Source organism: Paenibacillus polymyxa M1 (assembly GCF_000237325.1).
GTDB classification, from domain to species: Bacteria; Bacillota; Bacilli; order Paenibacillales; family Paenibacillaceae; genus Paenibacillus; species Paenibacillus polymyxa_C.
Genome location: NC_017542.1, coordinates 618,559 through 638,530 on the forward strand (window position 1 = coordinate 618,559; position 19,972 = coordinate 638,530).

The following is a 19,972-nucleotide window of genomic DNA, read 5'->3' on the forward strand; positions in this document are numbered from 1 at the left end:
CGGAAATGAGATTAATCCAGAATGCAACCCTGTCCGGAATCAAAGATAAAGTTGTTGTCATTACGGGTGCAAGCAGTGGGATTGGTGAAGCAACTACACTTTTACTGGCTGAGCATGGGGCAAAAGTCGTACTTGGGGCACGGCGACCTGAGCGCCTTGAAGCTCTTGCGGCCCGCATCGCGGAGGTTGGCGGTGAAGTCGTGTATGCTAGCACAGACGTCAGACGGCGGGAGGACGTAACCAAGCTCATCCATTTGGCATGTGAGCGATTCGGCACGATTGACGTTCTCGTGAATAATGCCGGCGTGATGCCGATTTCTCCCCTTGACGACTTGCGTGTTGAGGATTGGGAGGACATGATCGACGTCAACATTAAAGGTGTTTTGTACGGCATCGCCGCAGCACTGCCTGTCTTTCGCAAGCTGGGTTCCGGACATTTCGTCAACATTGCTTCTACAGCAGGACATAAAACTGTACCGCACCAGTCTGTTTATTCTGCCACGAAATTCGCTGTCCGCGCCATCTCTGAGGGTTTGCGACAGGAAGCCGGTGATAAGGTGCGGGTAACGATCATTTCACCCGGTTTGGTTCGGACGAATTTCGCTGAAGGTGTGACGAATCTGGAGGTGAGGGCCCGGCTCGAAGAGTCTCGTGACCAGTTCGCGTTGCCACCGGAGGCGATTGCCCGTGCCATTGCGTACGCGATTGAGCAGCCGGTTGACGTTGATGTGAATGAGATCGTAATTCGCCCCACATCTCAAGTGTAAGGTATAAGGGGTATGATAAGTAAGCCAGTGCTTCAGCGAAAGTAATGTGGGCGCGATTACAAGAGCACTTAATCCCTGGACAGGACAAAAAAAGCAGGCCAAACGAGCAAATGTACTCGTTGAGGCTTGCTTTTTTTGCTCCTATAGGAGCTGAGCAACCCACATAGAAACCGGCTGAATGACTTTTTAATTTATTTTCAAAAAGACATTGAAATTTTTGTAACTACTAGTTATAATACAAGGCATAACAATTAAAAGCGCTTACATGAGAGGGGGTGAAGCAGATGAAGATTGCAGGAATGAATATTACGTACAGGTATTTTCCTTTCGAGCACTTCTTGGACCAAGTCGCCGAGCTTGGGATTGAGCACATCGAGCTGTGGGCGGGCGAGCCTCATTTATACGTCTACCGGAATGTTCTTGGCAACTTGAGGCACGTGAGGCAGCAGCTGAAATCCCGAGACATGAAGGTCGTCTGTTATACGACGGAACAGTGTGTCTATCCCTTCAATATTGCCGCTTCTGACCTCCAGCTACGGCAGAAGAGCATCGATTACTTCATAGATAATCTGTACGCGGCGCTGGAGCTGGAGACCGATATGATGCTTGTGACTTCAGGAATAGGAGACTTCGCTGTACCGCAATTGGAATCATGGAAATATGCGAGCGACTCCATCTATCAGATATCCAGGGTGGCTGAGAAGGAAGGGATGACTTTAGCGTTGGAGCCTCTGACCCGATTCGAATCGAATCTTATTATCGATGCTAAGGGAATCAAGAGGATGTTGGAGGAGATCCGTTCCCCGTCATTAAAAGGGATGATCGACACCGTAGCGATGCAACTCGCTAACGAGACACCCGAAGATTATTTCTCCTTACTCCCGGAGATGGTTCATTTTCATCTGATCGACGGTGACGGCTCGTCTGATGCGCATCTGGCTCTCGATGATGGGGTGCTGAATTGGCGGGAATATCTAACCAGTCTTCAGAGCCATAATTACGAGGGAGCTTGTACACTAGAAATTATGGGGTTCAATTATTATCAGAATCCGCAGGAAGCACTTAGGGAATCGGTCAGGAAAATAAGGGGAATGCAATTCTTATCACCTTGATTTGGAGGAACTCGTTATGAGTAATGACTCACTTAAACGAAAACTGGGCTTTTGGTCGGCCCTAGCCATCGCTGTTGGAACTACGATAGGTTCCGGAATCTTTGTCTCTTCCGGTGATGTCGCAAAAGCTGCGGGTATGCCCTCGATCTCAATTCTAGCCTGGATTATTGGTGGGGTTATTGCGATTCCGCAGGTCATGGTGTTGGCCGAATTGGCGACTGCCTACCCGCAAAATGGAAGCGGTTACGTATACTTGAATAAAGCAGGATGGAGGCCTTTGGCCTTTCTATACGGATGGGCAACCTTCTGGGCACTCGATCCTCCGTCCATTTCAATTATGGCTCTGGCCATTGTTGCATACCTGGCGAGCTTCTTCCCTTTTTTCGTTGGAATTGCTGGCAAGCTGTTAGGGGTAGCAATCATTTTGATCATCACGTCCATCCATTACCGAAGTGTCAAGGCAGGCGGTAGTTTTCAAGTCATTATTACGGCTGTCAAAATCATCCCTTTCCTGATTGTTATTGTGTTGGGCCTCATGTACATGAACTTTGACAACTTTGCATACACACCTGCTGCAGGAGCGACAAGTTCAAGCTTAATTGGTGGCGTATCTGCCACGACGTGGGCTTACACGGGAATGGCCGCCATTTGTTTTATGGCTGGAGAATTCAAAAATCCAGGGAAAGTTCTCCCTCGGGCATTAATTATTTCAGTACTGATTGTATTGGGTCTATATACACTGCTTGCGGTATGTGTCACTGGCCTAATGCCGTTCGATAAACTGATGGGTTCCAGCTCGGCTGTGTCCGACGCCGTTAAGTATATTCCCGGATTATCCGGCATGGCCTCATCCTTTGTAGCCGTTACCGCGATTATTGTTATTCTGGGTTCTTTGAGCTCTTGCATTATGTTTCAGCCTCGCCTGGAGTATGCCATGGCGAAAGATGGGCTGTTCTTTCAGCGTTTTGCAAAAGTTCATCCTAAATTCGAAACACCAAGCTTCTCGATTATTGCTCAGGTTACCTTGGCCTGTATTCTTGTGTTCTTCAGCAATTTAACCGAACTGCTTGGTTATTTCACGCTGATTCAGCTGGTCATTAACATTCTGGATTTTGCCGCAGTCTATAAATGCCGTAAGAGAGAGGATTATAACCCGATTTACCGCATGCCAATGTGGAGAGTAACCACTGTTCTGGCTATCCTTGGGGCAGGATGGCTGGCTTGGGGAACCTTTACGTGGGCTCCAGTGCAGGGCATGATTGCCGCAGCGATAGTCATCGCAACCGGGCTGCCTGTGTATTACTACTGGGAGAAGAAGTATGGATCTAAAAGCAGTCATGACAGCAGCAATATAGTCATTTAGCCCGGATGAAATGAAGGGAGCGAACTCTAACATACTGATTTCCTTCAGATTTTACAAAAAGAGTTGTTTTAATTGTATTACCTGGTTATACTACTGTATATAACAAATAAAATTGGATGATATTGGAGAGGAACCGCTCCAGTATTAGGGAGGGAACGTAAATGTTGAATTTTGACGAACAGTTATTCCTTAAGCTTGTGGAGCAAGAGGGCCTGGCCTTTAGAGGACAAATTGAAGAGATTGTAGACGGGATTGCCAAGAAAGGGTACAGCAATATTTTTCTGATTGGTGCAGGTGGCACAATTGCGATGATGTATCCTTATGAGTATATTCTGAAATCAAACTCGACCATTGATGTGCATGCGGCGATTGCCGCTGAGTTTATGGTGATGAACAACAGACATTTCAGTAAGGATTCCGTATGTATTTTTACATCTGTGTCGGGAACCACGCAGGAGACCGTTGCGGCAGCCGAGTTCTGTAAGGAACGGGGAGCGACTACGATTGCACTTGTGGCAGAAAGGGATACTCCATTAACTAAAATTGTAGATCACTGCATCACTACTGGCTCGGAGAAACATTCCTTCGATACATTCTTCATGCTCCTGTACATGGTTGTGTTCCGGTTCATGTATAACAACAATGAGTTCCCTCAATATGAGCAGTTCACGAAGGAAGTTGCCTTATTGCCGCGTGCGATTCTGGACGCAGTCAAGACCTTTGACCCTAAAGCGGAAGCTTTTGCAAAAGAACATAAAGATACTGACTATCATATGATGGTTGGCTCCGGCAACCTGTGGGGGAATACGTACTCCTACGCGATGTGTATCCTGGAAGAAATGCAGTGGATTCATGCGAAGTCGATTCATGCGGCGGAATTCTTCCATGGCACGCTTGAGCTTGTGGTTGAAGATACCAGTGTTATTTTGTTGAAAGGCGAAGATGAGACCAGACCTCTGATGGACCGAGTGGAGAGATTCGCCGAGAAGATTACGAAGAAACTGACGATTATTGATACCAAAGACTTTGCCTTGGAAGGTATCAGCGAGGAATTCAGAAAGCATTTTGCCGTAAGTATCAACTGGTCTGTACTAAGCCGTATCAGCGCCTACCTGGAGCGTGAGAGAAATCATCCGTTAACACTTAGAAGATACTATCGCCAAATGGAATATTAAGATACACAGTCTTTAGTTCATTCTATATTGATGCATTTGATTTGAGCACTACTTTGTAGTGCTCATTCTTTAATAGCAGGGAAGGCGGGAGCAAGATGAGAATCATTACAATCGGGGATAATTGCATGGATGTCTATCAAGCAAGTGGAAAGGCTTATCCTGGAGGCAATCCGGTGAATGTGGCCGTCTATTTAACTGAAATGGGTGCAGAGACGGCGTATCTGGGCTGGGTGGGCACCGACATTTATGGGGAGATCATGATCCAGGCTATTCAGGACAAGGGTGTGGATACTTCCCGGATTTCAAAAAAGGACGGAAAAACAGCGGTAACTTACGTGGAGATGGTGGAGAATGACCGGAGGTTCGGCGATTACGATGAGGGAGTTATGGCACAATTTTTCCTTACAGCAGAAGAGCTCGATTTTGCTGGACATTATCAGCTTGTCCACTCGGGGATATGGGGTCATGCCGATGCGTACTTTCCTCTCTTTAAGGAAAAGGGCCTGATCACTTCCTTTGATTTCTCGGATCAGTTGCAGGATGATCGAGTACTGACGTTAACGCCCTATGTAGACTATCCATTCTTTTCGTACACTCAGGATGATGATTATATTCGCCAGCTCTTGGTAGAGGTCAAGCAAAGAGGAGCACAGATTGCTGTAGCTACCTTGGGAGAGAACGGTTCGCTTGCTTACGACGGGGAACAATTCTTTCCGCACGGCGTGGGTAAGGTGAACGTCGTAGATACGATGGGAGCTGGGGATTCCTTCATTGCCGGGTTTATTTACGGCCGATTGAAAGGGTTTTCAACGGAGAACTGCCTGGAGCTTGGGGCAATCACAGCTGGGAAGACGATAGGTTATTTCGGTGCATGGTGACTGGAGATGATCATCAATGTATAATACTTATTATAATCATTGATGGATAAGGATGAATTTACCATGAATTTGAATCCTTCAACCCCCCAGCCGCTGTACATGCAGATCAGGCAAATGTTGAAGAACGATATCCAGGACGGACGATACAAACCGGATGAACAGATTCCAACGGAAGCAGAGCTCTGTGATACGTATAGTGTAAGCCGAATCACCATACGGAAAGCGATTGAGGAACTCGTGCGGGAAGGAACCCTGACGCGAATTCCTCGTAGAGGCACCTTTGTGGCCTCCAACAAATTTCATAATGAACTGTTATCCGTAAGCGGTTTCTCAGAGTTCAGCCACCAGCTGGGCATGATCCCAAACTCACGGATATTAAGGAGCGAAGTAATCCCGGCGTCTGAAGAGGTGGCTGTACATCTTCTTATTGAAGAAGGCAGCCCTGTGTTGGAGCTTGAACGGTTGATGTATGTAGATGACCGCCCGCTTTTCTATGATATAGCCCATTATTCACTCACCCGGTTTCCGGATTTAGAAAAGAAGATCGCAATGAAAGAATCGACTTACAAGATTCTGTCGGAGGATTATAACACCGAAATCGTGAGTAATGATAAGATCATTGATGTAATCGGTGCGACCAAAGATTATGCGAAATTGCTTGAATGTGATATTGGAGCGAACTTGTTCCGGATATTGAAAATTGCTTTTGACGCAAACGATGAGCCTGTTCATCTCTCCACATTTATGTGTGAGACGAATCGGGTCAACCTGACGGTCCACCGGGCAAAATAGTTCATGCCCATCGGCATGGCCTATTCTCCAAAAGGATCTAGCATCGAAACGAGTATACGGCTACTTCAGGACGTAGCTTGTTCATCAGCATTGCTTCTTTTACTTGGACCATGGAATCATGGGCTCTGCTGGCTAAGCGCCGGCAGGCCTTTTTTGTGTGTTGAAATACGAAATCATGTTTTTGTAAGATCGTTACGAGGGTGATCAGCATGTTAGATGGTAACGGCTGAAAGCTATAAATATTCCTGCGCATAGAATCGTATACTTCAACCATAATAAGACAGCCTGTTTATTCCAAACGTAAGAGGAGCGGATGAATATGAAAAATAAATGGTTACTGGCATTGTCGTTAACCTTGACGTTCGTTTTTAGCATGACTCCGGTAGTAGTCTCGCAAGCGAAGGCGGGTGAGGAAAAGGGTTTCACTTGCCTAAGTCCCAAAATGGTGCAACTGAAAGGAGATATGCAGAAGGTATGGATCGACCATACGATATGGACGAGAAGCTATATTGTCAGCGCCATATCTAATCGCCCGGACCAAAAGGACGTATTGGACCGGCTTTTACGGAACCAGCAGGATATAGGCAATGTGATCAAGCCTTATTATGGGGAAGCTGCCGGTAATAAGCTGGCTGACCTTCTGAGAGAGCATATTCTGATCGCAGGAAAAATTGTAGCCGCTGCCAAAGCGGGCAATCAGGCGGATATGAAAAAGCTAGATGCGGATTGGCATGCAAACGCCGACGATATTGCCAAATTTTTAAGTGAAGCGAATCCGAACTGGCAGTTCAAAACACTACAAGATATGCTGTATACGCACCTTCAGTTGATTACGGAAATAGTCCTTAACTGTCTCAAAGGAGATTGGAAAGCAGATATTGCAGCAACCGATAAAAATGAGATCCATATGATTCACTTAGCGGACATCCTGACAGAAGGCATTGCCAAACAGTTCCCTGAAAAATTTTAAGCGAGCGCTATAGACGCCGCAAAGCAGATTACAAAGGAAGAAAGCCCCTCTCGTTAATTACCTTGGAGGGGTTTTTCATTTTGTGAGAGTTGGCTAGTCCGTGTACAATCTGCTGAGAAAATCTTGTTAGGACGATATTGCACGAGCTGGTCAATTGAGCCGCCGTGCCTGACTATCGAATCCCCAAAAAGCATAGTTTTACTACAACAATTAAAATCTAATGTCACGGATGTCGCCTACCTAGTAGGATTTAATGGTACAAGGCTACTTTATTGATAAACTCCGAAATTCAATATTCTATTATTTTCGATAATATACTATTTGATGTTTTATTAGATACGAGTCTCAATAGCTCAATTTTCGGAATTAGATTCGTATGAGACGTGGAACTTTTATATTCATAATAACCTGGCATATCCCATATGACTAAGTAGGTGCTTTTTGGCTCACATAGAGGAGGGATATGATTGGATGCATTCGTGGCGCGTTCATTAGATGAAATACGGTTTTGGTCGAGGATCATGAAGGAGCATTCCTTTTTTCTGGGGTTAGGTTTTAGAGCAGAAGATACTCAGCTTAAAACAGAAGCCAATCGGTTTTACTCCATTTTTGAGGATATTGAGAAAAGATCGTATGAATTTAAGACTGACACAGATCCTTATACAATTAGAGAGTTTAATACGGAAGTTCAGAATGCGGCGACGAATATTTGGGCATTTAAGAGAATGGTATTGGGCCTTATATTACAATGCAAACTTCCTGGGCAAACCAATTTTCCCTTACTGGTAGATCACGTAAGCCGGGAAGCAAATTACTTCAGAAATCGTTTAGGGGAACTCAATTCAGGAACGCTTGAACCCTTACCTGATGCTATTATTGACGAAAATGTATTTTTCTTAAAGATTATGGCCGATCACGCAAAATTCATAGGCCATCTGCTAGATCCCTCCGAACGTAAACTGGTTGAACAAGCTAGGGAGTTTAGTAATGATTTTGATACACTGATGTTTCAAGCGATTGATTTAAGTTATATGCGCCCACAGTCGCAGACGGTTCCACTTCTGAGTCAATTTGTGGATGAAAACCGTATCTCTGTGAAGTCCTTGCGAGATTTTAAGAAAACAGCGCGTGATTTGATCGACGAGTGTCGAATAAAAAGCATTATCCATCCTTTATTAGCTGATCATGTATTTCGTGAGGCTGAGCGTTTCCTTTTTATTCTCGATATGTTTGATCAGTCCTTATCCGGTGTCAAGGTGAATAAGAATGAAATTATGCACTGAGATCCCCCTACAAAACGAATACAGTTTCTGTAAAATGTGCATTGGAAATAAAGTTTTAGATTGAGCAAAAAAATCAAACAGCGGCGGACCAAGACTTAAAAATAAAGTCTTAGACTGCCGCTGTTGTTATTCCACTAACGTATTCTGTTAGGTTGTCCAATATTATTGGCTGCCGTTAATTCTGACTCCGATCCTCCGGTATTTACTACACCTCTCGGCTCTACTAGCGTTCACTAAACTTAGATATCCTCTGATGGATTTATAATCGCCAGAACCTGATGGTCCTCCCATTTTCCATTAATTTTTACGTTGCTTCGAGAAATGCCTTCTTTGTGAAAGCCAGCCTTCTCAAGCACACGGATGGATCCTGGATTCCGAGGGGAGGCTTCTCCGACGATCCGATGAAACTTTAGTTCATCGAAAGCGTAGCGAACCACCTGCTTCACCGCCTCCGTCATATAACCTTTGCCGTTATAAGCTTGGTCTAGGCTGTATCCGATCATACAGCTCTGAAGGGGTCCCCTCACCACAAACGATAGACCTATGCTGCCTATAATCCGGTCGTCCTCCTTGTGGCATACCACGAAGGAATATTTCCGATCCTCCATCATGTCAGCCTTACTCTTAATAATCGTTTGGAGCTGGTGCTCCTCCGTATAGTGCTCTTCTTGGTGGTTTGGCGAAAACTTATCAAAGAACTCGCGATTGCGTCTGTACATCGCTGTCAATTCTGTGACGTCCACCTCTTCTGGGAATCGGACGTATACTTGCTGTTCCGACATCTGCACCATCCTTTCATACGATGATATTGAAGGAATTATATCACAGGAAGAGGATGAGGATGAGGATGAGGATGAGGATGCAGAAACTGACTTGATGAGTGTGTGTATGAGAAGCATTTCTCTAAATTATAACCAAAAATATATAGCGAAATGATCATATTGGATATAGTATTTTCTAAAAAAGGGAGGCTGGAAAGTATGAATAATGCTTACCAAGTGCTCGAGGAGCGTATATTCGAGCAGCACTGGTTGTATCCATTGAACTGTTCAACCGGTTATCCTTAGAAGTGGCGCTAAGTATAAATATATGTATCCGGAGGATTTGTTTTACCATATTCAAACCTGTTTGGGGGAGCAACATGATAAGCATAGATAAAAAATCGGACACCCTAATTGTCGTGCTGCATGAGATTTATGGGATTAACCAGCATATACAAAATTTTTGTAGTTTATTATCGGGTCAGGGTTATGACGTCATTTGTCCAAATTTAATAGGCAAAGAAACGCCTTTTGACTATTCGCAAGAGGAGGCGGCCTATGCCCATTTTATGGGGAGTGTAGGATTTGAACGCGCTTCCTATCATATCGAAAGTGTATTATTAAGTATTCGAGCTCGCTATAAAAAGATATTTATCGTCGGATTTAGCATCGGGGCAACGATTGCCTGGTTGTGTAGCAAAGAAAAATATGCTGATGGAATCGTAGGATACTATGGCTCTCGTATTCGAAATTATTTGGAAATAACTCCACATTGTCCAACACTGCTTTTTTTCCCACAGGAAGAAAAATCATTTAATGTGGATGAGCTCATTTCAACTTTAGACAACTATAATATCCGGGTACATAAATTCAACGGACAGCACGGATTCAGTGACCCCTACTCTACCCGATATCACGTACACTCAGCGCAGCAATCATTTAACGAAATGGTAGAGCTCTTCAGGAAGGTTGATCAATAAAAGCAGTCGTTTGCTTCTAGCCCACACCTTTTTCACTGTTCTGGGGAAACGCACAGTCATGATGTGCCGATTAGTCATAGGTATATACATCATTGACTATGATGAAAAGGAGATGCATGTGGCTGTGGCTACCTTTTATCAAGCTTTCAAGTTGAAGAGTCGGATTTGGCGAACGATGCTAAAGCGAAACGGAGTAACAGGGATTGGAGTAGGTTATGCTGATCCCAATAGACCGGCAAAGGGTGCGGCGATTGTGTTATACACCTTGAGAAATCTTTCGGCTGTGTCGCAAACCAAATTACAAGCAGTAACCCAAAATATAAGTCGGGCTTCTGCGGTACCTATCCGAATTTTAGGTGTGGGTTCCTTCAAAAGGGAAGCGGCCACGCCTACCCAAACGAACCCTCGCCAAAGATGGCGCCCCGTGCCCGGTGCAGTCAGTGTAGGAACAACGGTTCCCACCACTGCAGGAGGGACCGGAGGACTCATTGTTATTAAGAATAATACTTTGTTTATTTTGAGTAATGCCCATGTTCTAGTCCCAACGAATACAAGCCAATTTCACAATACCATTCAGCCTTCTCCGGCAGATGGGGGTAGAACGGCGGATCAGATCGGGAGAGCTTTTCAATTTGTCCCGCTTACCACGACAGGTGTTAACTTTCAGGACTCTGCCATAGCTATTGCCAATTCAAATAGCCTGCTTAATCCGAGGTATCTGATTAACCAAAGTGGTGGTCTCATTACCGTACCTGGGCACTTATTGAGCTATCGTCTGGGGATGACGTTTAAAAGAATGGCTAAAACAAATGGCTTCGCCAGAGGAGTTGTGGAGGCGATTGGCGTGGAGCAAAGAGTGAGGGGCGATTCGGGAATCAAGACTTTCCGTGATCAAACCGTCATTCGTTTTACCCAGGGACGAACTGGGCCTGGAGATTCGGGTTCCGTATGGCTGAATGACAGTAACGACCGGCTGAACAATTATGCAGCCGCGGTTCATTTTGCCGGATCTACCGATGGAACGCGCTCTGTATCTTTCCCAATTGAACGGGCGATGAGAACCTATGGAACCTTGGTTGCCATTCCGGCTGCTGCTGGAGGATATAAGGCAGGTGTGGCAAAAGGAAAGGCTCCAAAAAACAATTATGCCTATGTCCGGCCATTGACCAGAAAACAAAGGTCCTTGTCTCCGGTCATAACATCCAATACAGAACAAGAAAAGCATTAGACTATGGTTATCTAGCCGATCTCTATCGAAAACACCTCTTTAAAACCTCTTTTACCCTCGGCTGTAATGCGTATCGCTCGGGTTGTGGGCAGATGCTCGACCCAATGTAATTCGAATAATCTGTCCAGAAGAGCACTTCCTAAAGCACCGGCAAGGTGATGGCGTCGTTCACTCCAATCCAGGCATTTATGTGAGAAGGAGCGACGCTTTTGTCTTGTGTTCTTGAGGTCTATCTGAAAGTCAGCGAAGAAAATCTCTCCTTGTTGGGTAATATGAAGTCCGTCCTGATCCTCGGAAAGAATCCCCCTTTGAATGAAAAAACTCATGATTTGTACGCCTAAATGACCCGCAACATGATCGTAGCAAGTTCTTGCCAACCGTATGGCCTCGTTTTCGGAGGCTTGTTTGAATGACTTGATTGGAACAGGTGGAGCTATGGATAAAAGTGACTCCATCACCTGGGCAACCTCGGGGTCTTGAATGCCATAGTAACGGTGCCGACCTTGTTTTTCTACGGTAACGACTTGTGCCTCGGTCATTTTAGCCAGATGGAAGCTGGCGGTTTGCGGTTTGATACCTGCCATATGGGCTAATTCACTTGCCGTGTGAAATCTGCCGTCTAATAGAGCGGTGAGAATGGCTGCACGGGAAGGCTCACTGACGAGAGAAGCAATCATGGCTACATTTGATTTGGTGCTCATGGCACGGTTATCCCCCTTTGTAATCCATACTTCGATGAAGGTTGAAATGTTTACATTTTACAATAAGGAGGCAGATCTGAACAGAAGGAGAAGAGAAAATGGACCCAATGAATCAAATAAATCAGATGAACTACAGCCCAAGTATAAAAACGATAACCCCTAGCATTTTATATTACGGAACCCCTGTGATTTTACTCAACACGCTGAATGAGGATGGAACGACCAATATTAGCCCTATTTCCTCCTCGTGGGCATTAGGAGATTGTGTGGTACTAGGCATTGGAACAGGTGGCAAAGCATTAGAAAATATGGAGCGGCATTCCGAATGTGTAATCAATGTTCCTGGGCCTTCCATGTGGGAAAATGTAGAGCGTTTGGCTCCTTTTACAGGTAAGAATCCCGTTCCAGTGGAAAAAGAGAAACATGGATTTACATATCAAAAAGATAAGTATGAGATCAGCGGACTGACTGCGATTGACTCGAATAGGGTCAAGCCCGCTCGGATCAGGGAGTGCCCTATTCAAATCGAAGCCAAGGTGAAGGAGGCCCGGATTCCTGACCATTCTCCTTATTTTGCGATCGTCGAAACCCAAGCCATTCAGGTGCATGTTCATCAGGATATCATCCTCGGTGAGAATCATATTGATCCGGCAAAGTGGAGCCCACTCATCTATAATTTTCGCCATTATTTTGGTTTGGGTGAGCATTTGGGCAAAACTTTCCGATCCGAAACCTGATACTTCAAATAAAATAATATTATCCTACCTGAATAATGAGAATTATCTTCCCAAATCGTCCTTTTTGTGCGAGAATAATTGAAAAATCATCCATGACTACGCATACAGGAAGAGACGATTCATACAGCACGTATAACAAGGGAGGAAATAATCATGTCAGAAGAACGCAAGCTGTCATTCGAAACCCTCGCTGTCCATGCCGGACAAGAGATTGATCCTACTACCTTTTCCCGCGCCGTTCCGTTGTACCAAACCACTTCATATGGATTTCGGGATGCCGAGCATGCGGCTGATTTGTTCTCGCTGAAAGAATTCGGTAACATTTATACGCGTCTGATGAATCCAACTACGGATGTGTTCGAGCAACGGATCGCCGCACTGGAAGGCGGGGCTGGTGCGTTGGCCACAGCTTCGGGAATGGCGGCGATTTCCTTCTCCATTCTGAACATTGCGGGAGCTGGAGATGAAATTGTATCAGCCTCCAGCCTGTATGGCGGTACATATAATCTGTTTTCTACCACACTGCCTAAATTGGGTATTAAGGTGCATTTTGTCGATTCGGATGATCCGGAGAATTTCCGTCATGCCATTACGGATAAAACGAAGGCCATATTTGCCGAAACGATTGGCAATCCACAGGGCAATGTGCTGGATGTGGAAGCAGTATCTGCGATTGCGCACGAATATGGTATTCCGCTGATTGTGGATAACACGTTCCCGAGCCCTTATTTATTGCGTCCTATCGAATATGGAGCGGACATTGTTGTGCATTCGGCAACGAAGTTCATTGGCGGACACGGTACGTCTATTGGCGGAGTGATTGTGGACAGCGGCAAGTTTGACTGGAAAGCGAGTGGCCGTTTTCCAGGACTGACTGGGCCGGACCCGAGCTACCATGGGGTTGTATACACCGAGGCGGTGGGACCTATTGCGTACATTATCAAGGCACGGGTGCAATTGCTGCGTGACTTGGGAGCAGCCATTTCTCCGTTCAATTCATGGCTGCTGCTTCAAGGCTTGGAAACATTGCATCTGCGGCTGGAAAGACATAGTCAGAATGCCCTGAAGGTAGCGCAATATCTCGAAAGTCACAAGGATGTGGAGTGGGTCAGCTATGCCGGATTGCCGAGCCATCCATCCTACGAGTTAGCCCAAAAATATTTGCCAAAAGGACAAGGGGCAATTCTGACCTTTGGTATCAAAGGCGGGAGCCAGGCGGGAAGCAAGCTGATTGCGAATGTAAAGCTGTTTTCTCATCTGGCGAATGTGGGCGATTCCAAGTCTTTGATTATTCATCCGGCAAGCACGACTCACCAGCAACTGAATGCAGAGGAACAGGTGGCTGCCGGAGTCAAACCGGAGCTGTTACGTTTATCTGTTGGGACCGAAGCGATAGACGATATTTTGTATGATCTGGAGCAGGCAATCACGGCCAGTCAACAATAACAAACAGTAGTTGGCGTCTTGTTAGGCCCAGTGAGATAGGGAAGTTTTGTAGCATTCGCAAGTGATTTTTGATTCCGATCGGTTTTCATTCAGAGTTTGATCAGGCGGGGGGCAACCTTCGCCTTTTTTGTATGTTGACAACATACCCCCATAGGTATATATTATACCCCATAGGGTATATAAGGAGGGGAAGAAATTGGGTAGGAAAATAATTATTATTGGCGGGGTAGCAGGTGGAGCTTCTGCTGCGGCAAGATTGCGTAGATGGAGTGAGGAAGACGAGATTATTCTATTTGAACGCGGTGAGCATGTTTCTTTTGCAAACTGTGGCCTTCCCTACTATATTGGGGGGACAATCCAGGCGCGGGAGAAGCTGTTTCTCCAGACGCCTCAAGGCATTAGAGACCGTTTTAATATAGATGTACGGGTACAAAAAGAAGTAATACAAATAGACCGCGAGCATAAGCTTGTCCATTACCGCGATATGATCACAGGAGAGACGGATGAGCAGCCATACGATATTGTGGTATTATCGCCGGGAGCCAAACCGATGATACCGGATATTCCCGGATTACATGAAGCTACAAATGTATTTACGTTAAGAAACATTCATGACACCGACCTTATTAAGGCATATGTAGATGAAAGGCATCCCAAGCATGCCACGGTAATCGGGGCCGGATTTGTTGGGCTGGAGATGGCTGAAAATTTGCGGGAGCGTGGACTTGCAGTAACCATCATGGATAAGGGACAACAATTGTTGAATCCGCTTGACCCCGAAATGGCTAAACTGGTGGAACAGCATGTGAAGCTGAACGGGGTGGAGGTGCGTTTAGAGGAAGGAGTCGCAGCTTTTGAAGAACAGGGTACACAGCTCCGTTTGACTTCCGGGGAGATGCTTCAGACGGACCTGGTTATTCTGGCGATTGGTGTTGTGCCTGAAAATGAGCTGGCCAAGCAATGCGGATTGGAACTAGGTTTTCGCGGTGCCATTCAGGTGAATGCTCAGCTGCAAACCAGTGATCCGTCCATTTATGCGGTAGGGGATGCCATCCAGGTCAAAGACCGCAATCATGGGTTTGCAACGATGGTATCGCTGGCCTGGGGAGCCAATCGGCAGGGGCGTTTGGCCGCAGATCATATTAATGGTCAGGCGATTTCCTATGATGGTGCGCTCGGAACATCCGTAATTAAGACCTTTGCATTGACCGCAGCTTCTACAGGCAACAATGAAAAAACATTGCAGCGACTGGCTGTTCCTTATCAGGCTATTCATATTCATCCCGGTTCACATGCCGGTTATTATCCTGGCGCGTCACCCATTTCGATGAAGCTGCTCTTTCATCCGGAGACTGGGATGATCTACGGGGCGCAGGCTGTTGGGGCTGATGGCGCGGACAAAAGGATTGATGTTATTGCGACGGCGATTCGCGGCCATTTGAATGTCCGTGAATTGGCAGATATCGAACTTGCTTATGCACCTCCTTATTCTTCAGCTAAAGATCCTGTGAATATGGCGGGATACGTAGCTTCGAATATTATGGATGGGCTGGTTCAGACGATACAATGGCATGAAGTTGACGATTTCCACCGCAATGGTGGTCTTGTAATTGATGTCCGGGATGCGGTGGAGCTACAGGGAGGAACCATTCCAGGTTCCATGCATATTCCTCTGGTCGAGATCAGAGAGCGGATGTCGGAAATTCCTCGTGATCTGGAGATCGCGGTATCCTGCCAAGTCGGGCTGCGCGGCTATCTAGCGGCCAGAATTCTGACCCAATCGGGCTATCGGGTAAGGAACGTTGATGGTGGCTACAAAACATATTCGGTTATGGCTAAACGTGATCATCTTTTAAAATAGTTCATCACCCATCCAATCTGATTAAGATGATCCGTTACTTCGCCGTGCAGCGCACCAAAGAAGGTATCTTGTAGCTCTACAGTGATGGTACCCTTTTCTGATAGTGAATAGTAAGCCTGTTTAAGCTCATCCTCACTCTCACAGTCGAGAATGATTTGGACATGCTGTGCTTTCAGCGGTTTACCGTAGGAATCGGAGAAATGGATATGACTGCTACCTAGGTGCAGTTCGGCATGTAAGAGCTTGCCTTCTTGCTTGTTCAGTACTTTGATTTTCCCGCCTAGAACAGATTGGTAGTAGTCAATCGATTGCTGCACATCGTTTACAATGACAAAAGGACTTGCACTTCTCATGGGATCCAATCCTCTCATTTCTTCTATGTAGGGCTGTCTGCTAACATACATTATTTACATTGTCGGCAGGGTTTACCCCTTTTCTGATTAAATTTATGGCTTGGTTCACTGTGTGACGTCTGTTACAATAGAAGAGGCATATATGATGGATAGAAAAGAGGTCGAACAGGTGGGCACTTCAGCGATTTGGGAAGCAGTTATCTATTGGGTGATCTTGGTGATTTCTGCTCTGTGTGTGATTGCAGTATCTGGTAGTCGTAAGACCGCAAGCACGATTATTTTGGCACCCATTGTTTTGTTCTGTACCATATTTATGATGCAGGGCTCGGTGTTTACTGCTATGAAGCACCCGACCATGGGGGCTAATGTTGGTCTGGGTATGGCGTTTCTGACCACATGGGTAGTCAGCGGAATATTGTTTGCTGTAGCGCTTGTGATTGCTTTTATTAAATATAGCAAAAGGAACAAGGCGTAGTTCAGCCTTAACCTCAGATGAACAAAGGCTTTCGGTGATGTACCGAAAGCCCTTTTTGTATTCTTAGTTAACGATACAGGATGTTTTCGTTCATCTACGTCTTCTCATGAGCAAAACAACGATCAGCACAATGATGATCACGATCAATAGAAACTTCATATTCGATAACCTCCTTGATCTGTCTCCTATTTGATATTAACCATTTTTAATAAGTGTGCACCGATGCATCCCAAGCAAGTATGTATTGTCAAATGTTTGGCGAAAATGTGATTGTGGGATCAAAAAGAGGTTTACAGGATTAGCTGGAAAGTGTATACATAAAGTGAGGAGGCGATTGCCATGAGTGATCGTGCATTTCATTTGTTTTATATTGTTTTCTTGACGGTTCTGGCACTTGGAAGTGTTGGAGGAATCTCTTGGTGGTTGCGCTCTATCGGTCGTCAGGAGAAGGAAAAAAACTAAATTCAGCATGGGCATACAAGCCCGTATGCATCTTCCAGTAGGAGGGTGCATTTTTATATGTTATAATGAGAACATATGTTCTTTACAGGAGGGATAATGATGTTGCCGGATTTGGAACGGAAGCTATTGCGTATTTTGTATAATTATTTTGCCCAGCATCGCCACATGCCTACAATGGCTGAATTGTCAGCAAAAACGGGTAGGCGAGATTCTGAAATTACAGCCGCATTGCGGCATATGGAACAAGAGCGCTATATCACATGGGAAAATAACACAGGTACCCAGCATATTGTGTTACTGGAAGGATGGGAGCGTCCTTCCACCTACAAGCCTGCCCAAGTGGAAGCTGGACGCCCTACTACCCAAACGATACAGTCTGGTAGTACGGAATATTGGACGAATTATTAGCAGCGATATATAGCTGGAAAATTAATGAGTTTTTAAGGTGCATATCATTTAGTTTTAAGAAAGCAAGACTATAATGACCCTATTAACCCCTTTTTGATCAAGCTATAGGCCCTGTCGATGTATCGGCAGGGTCACTTTTTTGTTCATAGATACGTTTTCCGTATATAAAAAATCCCCCGGGGATCATCCGGAGGATGTGTGCAGCTTGCGTATACTGCACGGCCTGCTCAAACTTCATCGTTTGACGGCATAATATATATTTAACCCCTGCTACCTTGTATTATATGGTCAGCATGTTCATAAGGGGTAGTCTGATTCCTCTGTTCATTTTCCAAACGACAAAAGCCCTACCTCTCTTTCGTCCTTGCGGCTCCGATGACCGCGCCAGTGTGAATGTGAAAATCTTCGGCAAAAGCTCAAAATTCTACATTAGGGTTATACATAAAATTTGGAGAAGCTCCATGCGGTATTAGGAGTATAGCTTCTTGCGTGGAATCCTATGGGGTTAATACATACTTTATTAGTATAACAAGCTTAATTCTAAAACGCAAGGTATTTATGGTTTTTTTTGATTGTAGACTGGAAATAATGCACTTTTTGCAATGAATTAGACTCATTTGCATTTGCAGAGAATGGAGACTGTGATAAATTGCTCTGACAAAGCACCCGAATTTTGAAATAGTGTAGTTACACGAAAAGATGGAAGGAAATTAAGAACTATGACTGCCTCAAGGAAAGACAAAAAAACATCACAGAATAACTCGCCCTCAGTCTGCACATGCATTAATCTGCGTCGTGCCTCGATGGCTGTAACAGGGCTGTATGACCAGTATCTGGCTCCAAGTGGACTCAATATCAGCCAGTTTTCGCTGCTCAAGCATTTAACGGTACTGGGACCGGTAAGTGTAAGCGAATTAGCATTGGAGATGCGACTCGACCGAACCACGCTTGTGCGCAATTTGAAGGCACTGGAACAAAGCGGGTATGTGGAGGATACATCCGCCGAGGGAAGCCGGAACCGCTGCCTTACCCTGACGGAGAGTGGAAAAGCACTATATAACGATGCAGCAGAGCTCTGGGAGGAGGCGCAGTTATTTTTACAGGAGTCACTGGGAAGTGCCGATTTGCAGATATTGACCACACTGTTATCTAAAATTGAAAAATTGCGACTGTGATTAGCTTTTGCCTAATAAGGGAGGTATGCCGACTCATTCGTGTATATACACGAAAAGGGTTCGGATGTGTAACGCAGCCATTCATCGGTCAACAGGTATCCGCCAGGAAGTCGAGAGAATTCACAATAACTTAAGAAGAGGGATGTGGACAGGATGGTAACGCCCGTACCGGACATGAAAGAACTTATCGCAGCCGAGATGAAAGCCTATGTGAGTGAAGACAAGGGCAATTTCTGCGAAGAATTACAGAGCCCGTACTACGAGGAACCGATTATTCAATTTGCAGAGGCCAATGATCCTTTGTTTGAGCAGTATAAAACAGTGGTGGGCTCCGACCATGCTACGCCGCAGGAAGCCTTCGAACGGACCTTCGGCACAGGAAGTTTTGGTGGAGGCACCGTTGTCAGTGTTGTGCTGCCGATCAGTGAGACGATCCGCAAGGCCAATCGTGCGCAAAAAGCAAGAGCCTCCAGAGAGTGGGCGCTGCTACGGACCTTTGGCGATGAATATTTTGTGCGTTCGGCAAGGCAGCATTTGGCGGGATATCTGATCGGGCTTGGTTACCGAGCTGTGGCGCCGCTGGATACGGATTGGTACAGCATCCACGGTGCCGTAGGGGGTCCGGTCTCTAACTGGTCGGAACGGCATATCGCGTATGCAGCCGGTCTTGGCACCTTCAGTATCAACGATGGCTTTATCACCGAGAAAGGAATTGCCATCCGTCTGCTGTCTGTAGTAACGGATCTGCAGGTGCCGCCTGATGTCAGAGTGTCCTCGAACCTGAGCCATACCGGAAACTGCCTGCTGTGCAGCAAAGGCATTTGCGGTGTGTGCATTACTCGCTGCCCTGTGCAGGCTATCAGCAAGGAAGGTGGTCATGACAAAATCGCCTGCATGAAATTTGTGTATGGTGAGGAATCCCGAAAGTGGGCCGTGTTAAACGGCGGTGAGGCTAAATCGGGTGCCGGCTGCGGACTTTGCCAGACCAAGGTGCCCTGCGAAAGCCGCAATCCGATGCGGACCGCTCGCTAGTGTTATTTTCCTA

The 19,972-nt window shown here is 45.8% G+C and carries 21 protein-coding genes; 18 read left to right on the plus strand and 3 right to left on the minus strand.

Annotation, left to right across the window (positions count from 1 at the left end):
- The first annotated feature begins 5 nt into the window (after positions 1–5).
- The 8 genes from PPM_RS02740 (at position 6) to PPM_RS02775 (ending at position 8,340) form a co-directional block, all read left to right on the plus strand.
- Positions 6–767, plus strand: coding sequence for an SDR family oxidoreductase (locus PPM_RS02740; RefSeq protein ID WP_013369149.1), 762 nt, complete (start codon positions 6–8; stop codon positions 765–767).
- A 284-nt stretch (positions 768–1,051) separates the two neighbouring features.
- Entirely contained in the window at positions 1,052–1,879 is an 828-nt protein-coding gene (locus tag PPM_RS02745) for a TIM barrel protein (protein ID WP_013369150.1), read from the plus strand.
- Between the two features lie 16 nt (positions 1,880–1,895).
- Positions 1,896–3,242, plus strand: a complete 1,347-nt coding sequence (locus tag PPM_RS02750; protein ID WP_013369151.1) for an amino acid permease — start codon at positions 1,896–1,898, stop codon at positions 3,240–3,242.
- A 161-nt stretch (positions 3,243–3,403) separates the two neighbouring features.
- Positions 3,404–4,417, plus strand: coding sequence for an SIS domain-containing protein (locus tag PPM_RS02755; protein WP_013369152.1), 1,014 nt, complete (start codon positions 3,404–3,406; stop codon positions 4,415–4,417).
- Between the two features lie 95 nt (positions 4,418–4,512).
- Positions 4,513–5,295 carry a fructoselysine 6-kinase gene (gene frlD / locus PPM_RS02760; RefSeq protein ID WP_014599426.1) on the plus strand — a complete coding sequence of 261 codons (783 nt, stop codon included), beginning with the start codon at positions 4,513–4,515 and terminating at the stop codon, positions 5,293–5,295.
- Positions 5,296–5,358: 63 nt separating this feature from the next.
- A complete protein-coding gene (locus PPM_RS02765; protein WP_013369154.1) occupies positions 5,359–6,087 on the plus strand; it encodes a GntR family transcriptional regulator in 729 nt (242 codons plus the stop codon).
- Between the two features lie 319 nt (positions 6,088–6,406).
- Positions 6,407–7,057 (plus strand): glycosyl transferase, encoded by a 651-nt coding sequence (locus tag PPM_RS02770; RefSeq protein WP_013369155.1) that lies wholly within the window; start codon positions 6,407–6,409, stop codon positions 7,055–7,057.
- 467 nt (positions 7,058–7,524) lie between these two features.
- Positions 7,525–8,340, plus strand: a complete 816-nt coding sequence (locus PPM_RS02775) for a DUF2935 domain-containing protein (protein WP_013369156.1) — start codon at positions 7,525–7,527, stop codon at positions 8,338–8,340.
- A 239-nt stretch (positions 8,341–8,579) separates the two neighbouring features.
- On the opposite strand, the gene PPM_RS02780 is transcribed toward PPM_RS02775, so the two are convergent.
- Complete coding sequence (locus PPM_RS02780; protein ID WP_013369157.1) at positions 8,580–9,122, minus strand: GNAT family N-acetyltransferase; 543 nt, start codon at positions 9,120–9,122, stop codon at positions 8,580–8,582.
- Positions 9,123–9,481: 359 nt separating this feature from the next.
- On the opposite strand from PPM_RS02780, the gene PPM_RS02785 reads away from it, so the two are divergent.
- The gene (locus PPM_RS02785; RefSeq protein WP_013369159.1) at positions 9,482–10,081 is read left to right on the plus strand and encodes a dienelactone hydrolase family protein; all 600 of its coding nucleotides are present in this window, start codon (positions 9,482–9,484) and stop codon (positions 10,079–10,081) included.
- Between the two features lie 58 nt (positions 10,082–10,139).
- Complete coding sequence (locus tag PPM_RS02790; protein WP_013369160.1) at positions 10,140–11,309, plus strand: hypothetical protein; 1,170 nt, start codon at positions 10,140–10,142, stop codon at positions 11,307–11,309.
- An 11-nt stretch (positions 11,310–11,320) separates the two neighbouring features.
- Here the strand turns inward: PPM_RS02790 and PPM_RS02795 are convergent, their stop codons facing one another.
- Complete coding sequence (locus PPM_RS02795) at positions 11,321–12,010, minus strand: ArsR/SmtB family transcription factor (protein WP_013369161.1); 690 nt, start codon at positions 12,008–12,010, stop codon at positions 11,321–11,323.
- Between the two features lie 98 nt (positions 12,011–12,108).
- Between PPM_RS02795 and PPM_RS02800 the strand changes: the two genes are divergently transcribed.
- The 3 genes from PPM_RS02800 (at position 12,109) to PPM_RS02810 (ending at position 16,054) form a co-directional block, all read left to right on the plus strand.
- Positions 12,109–12,747 (plus strand): flavin reductase family protein, encoded by a 639-nt coding sequence (locus tag PPM_RS02800; protein ID WP_013369162.1) that lies wholly within the window; start codon positions 12,109–12,111, stop codon positions 12,745–12,747.
- Positions 12,748–12,900: 153 nt separating this feature from the next.
- Complete coding sequence (locus tag PPM_RS02805) at positions 12,901–14,193, plus strand: homocysteine synthase (RefSeq protein ID WP_013369163.1); 1,293 nt, start codon at positions 12,901–12,903, stop codon at positions 14,191–14,193.
- Between the two features lie 196 nt (positions 14,194–14,389).
- Positions 14,390–16,054 (plus strand): CoA-disulfide reductase, encoded by a 1,665-nt coding sequence (locus tag PPM_RS02810; RefSeq protein WP_013369164.1) that lies wholly within the window; start codon positions 14,390–14,392, stop codon positions 16,052–16,054.
- On the opposite strand, the gene PPM_RS02815 is transcribed toward PPM_RS02810, so the two are convergent.
- Positions 16,039–16,407, minus strand: coding sequence for a VOC family protein (locus PPM_RS02815; protein ID WP_013369165.1), 369 nt, complete (start codon positions 16,405–16,407; stop codon positions 16,039–16,041). The two genes, PPM_RS02810 and PPM_RS02815, sit on opposite strands and share 16 nt — an antisense overlap.
- Before the next feature lie 142 nt (positions 16,408–16,549).
- Here PPM_RS02815 and PPM_RS02820 point away from each other — a divergent pair, with 142 nt between their 5' ends.
- The 5 genes from PPM_RS02820 to PPM_RS02835 all read left to right on the plus strand — a co-directional run bounded on the left by PPM_RS02820 (position 16,550) and on the right by PPM_RS02835 (position 19,959).
- The gene (locus tag PPM_RS02820) at positions 16,550–16,882 is read left to right on the plus strand and encodes a hypothetical protein (RefSeq protein ID WP_013369166.1); all 333 of its coding nucleotides are present in this window, start codon (positions 16,550–16,552) and stop codon (positions 16,880–16,882) included.
- 339 nt (positions 16,883–17,221) lie between these two features.
- On the plus strand, positions 17,222–17,344 hold the full coding sequence (locus PPM_RS30370) for a hypothetical protein (RefSeq protein ID WP_013369167.1): 123 nt from the start codon (positions 17,222–17,224) through the stop codon (positions 17,342–17,344).
- 99 nt (positions 17,345–17,443) lie between these two features.
- The gene (locus PPM_RS02825; RefSeq protein WP_013369168.1) at positions 17,444–17,752 is read left to right on the plus strand and encodes a hypothetical protein; all 309 of its coding nucleotides are present in this window, start codon (positions 17,444–17,446) and stop codon (positions 17,750–17,752) included.
- Between the two features lie 719 nt (positions 17,753–18,471).
- Positions 18,472–18,927: a MarR family winged helix-turn-helix transcriptional regulator gene (locus PPM_RS02830; RefSeq protein ID WP_014599429.1), complete on the plus strand. Its 456-nt coding sequence runs from the start codon at positions 18,472–18,474 to the stop codon at positions 18,925–18,927.
- A gap of 153 nt (positions 18,928–19,080) precedes the next feature.
- Positions 19,081–19,959, plus strand: a complete 879-nt coding sequence (locus tag PPM_RS02835) for a (Fe-S)-binding protein (RefSeq protein WP_013369171.1) — start codon at positions 19,081–19,083, stop codon at positions 19,957–19,959.
- Positions 19,960–19,972 lie beyond the last annotated feature (13 nt).

What these genes read in the sequence shown, in the direction of transcription:
- PPM_RS02800 (WP_013369162.1), top strand. Translation starts at nt 12,109, where the DNA reads ATGGACCCAATGAATCAAATAAATCAGATGAACTACAGCCCAAGTATA.
- PPM_RS02785 (WP_013369159.1), top strand. Translation starts at nt 9,482, where the DNA reads ATGATAAGCATAGATAAAAAATCGGACACCCTAATTGTCGTGCTGCAT.
- PPM_RS02745 (WP_013369150.1), top strand. Translation starts at nt 1,052, where the DNA reads ATGAAGATTGCAGGAATGAATATTACGTACAGGTATTTTCCTTTCGAG.
- PPM_RS02790 (WP_013369160.1), top strand. Translation starts at nt 10,140, where the DNA reads ATGATGTGCCGATTAGTCATAGGTATATACATCATTGACTATGATGAA.
- PPM_RS02770 (WP_013369155.1), top strand. Translation starts at nt 6,407, where the DNA reads ATGAAAAATAAATGGTTACTGGCATTGTCGTTAACCTTGACGTTCGTT.
- PPM_RS02780 (WP_013369157.1), bottom strand. Translation starts at nt 9,122, where the DNA reads ATGTCGGAACAGCAAGTATACGTCCGATTCCCAGAAGAGGTGGACGTC.
- PPM_RS02740 (WP_013369149.1), top strand. Translation starts at nt 6, where the DNA reads ATGAGATTAATCCAGAATGCAACCCTGTCCGGAATCAAAGATAAAGTT.
- PPM_RS02805 (WP_013369163.1), top strand. Translation starts at nt 12,901, where the DNA reads ATGTCAGAAGAACGCAAGCTGTCATTCGAAACCCTCGCTGTCCATGCC.
- frlD (WP_014599426.1), top strand. Translation starts at nt 4,513, where the DNA reads ATGAGAATCATTACAATCGGGGATAATTGCATGGATGTCTATCAAGCA.
- PPM_RS02820 (WP_013369166.1), top strand. Translation starts at nt 16,550, where the DNA reads ATGATGGATAGAAAAGAGGTCGAACAGGTGGGCACTTCAGCGATTTGG.
- PPM_RS02835 (WP_013369171.1), top strand. Translation starts at nt 19,081, where the DNA reads ATGGTAACGCCCGTACCGGACATGAAAGAACTTATCGCAGCCGAGATG.
- PPM_RS02815 (WP_013369165.1), bottom strand. Translation starts at nt 16,407, where the DNA reads ATGAGAAGTGCAAGTCCTTTTGTCATTGTAAACGATGTGCAGCAATCG.
- PPM_RS02795 (WP_013369161.1), bottom strand. Translation starts at nt 12,010, where the DNA reads ATGAGCACCAAATCAAATGTAGCCATGATTGCTTCTCTCGTCAGTGAG.
- PPM_RS02830 (WP_014599429.1), top strand. Translation starts at nt 18,472, where the DNA reads ATGACTGCCTCAAGGAAAGACAAAAAAACATCACAGAATAACTCGCCC.
- PPM_RS02765 (WP_013369154.1), top strand. Translation starts at nt 5,359, where the DNA reads ATGAATTTGAATCCTTCAACCCCCCAGCCGCTGTACATGCAGATCAGG.
- PPM_RS02755 (WP_013369152.1), top strand. Translation starts at nt 3,404, where the DNA reads ATGTTGAATTTTGACGAACAGTTATTCCTTAAGCTTGTGGAGCAAGAG.
- PPM_RS02825 (WP_013369168.1), top strand. Translation starts at nt 17,444, where the DNA reads ATGTTGCCGGATTTGGAACGGAAGCTATTGCGTATTTTGTATAATTAT.
- PPM_RS30370 (WP_013369167.1), top strand. Translation starts at nt 17,222, where the DNA reads ATGAGTGATCGTGCATTTCATTTGTTTTATATTGTTTTCTTGACGGTT.
- PPM_RS02750 (WP_013369151.1), top strand. Translation starts at nt 1,896, where the DNA reads ATGAGTAATGACTCACTTAAACGAAAACTGGGCTTTTGGTCGGCCCTA.